The following is a 686-nucleotide window of genomic DNA, read 5'->3' as shown; positions in this document are numbered from 1 at the left end:
ATCGGTAAAATCAAAACCGCAGGTAGACGACTTGCGAATTTCGTGAAATGCAGGGTATGGACGGCCGGTCCGGGTCCAGCCCCGTAATCCGGCATGGTTTTGAAATGGCACCAGTTCGCCGATGGTTAACTCTATTTGCAGTCTCGGGATAATGGCTTGAACAATTCCCATCCAGTGATATTTCTTGTGATGCATCTTGATTGTCAGGGAATACCGGGTGTTAAAAACATGGCTTGATCGTGCGTTGTGCGACATGCTTGTGCATGGTAGTATTTCAAATCGTGATTTAACCCAATGGGAAATGAATTTCCATTGTTGAAATTATTATCACAGTACATAAGGGCTCTTGGCGCAACGGTTAGCGCAGGGGACTCATAATCCCTGGGTTCTGGGTTCGAATCCCGGAGGGCCCACCAGAGTATTTCGAGGCCGGGCAACACGCCTGGCCTCTTTACATTGCGTTGACGCCTTATTTTGGCCTGCAATGGCGTAGGACGTTAATTTCATTCATATTTGCAATTTAGGATGGATTTACTTCAACAGCCACTAAGTAAAGACAAACTGCAAGACGATTGATATGAAAAAAGGCCCCAACTTGCGTTGGAGCCTCATTCAATGCTCGGGTGGAGACGAGGGGGATCGAACCCCTGACCTCTTGACTGCCAGTCAAGCGCTCTCCCAGCTGA

At 48.1% G+C, this 686-nt stretch carries 1 tRNA gene; it reads left to right on the top strand.

Annotation, left to right across the window (positions count from 1 at the left end):
• Window positions 1-340 precede the first annotated feature (340 nt).
• Window positions 341-416, top strand: a tRNA-Ile gene (locus ACTQ0H_RS09285).
• The last annotated feature ends 270 nt before the right edge of the window (window positions 417-686 follow it).

The sequence above is a fragment of the Collinsella sp. LCP21S3_A3 genome, assembly GCF_052118905.1.
Classification (GTDB): domain Bacteria; phylum Actinomycetota; class Coriobacteriia; order Coriobacteriales; family Coriobacteriaceae; genus Collinsella.
Note: the sequence above shows the minus strand (reverse complement) of the source record. Positions and strands in the feature narration are given on the sequence as shown.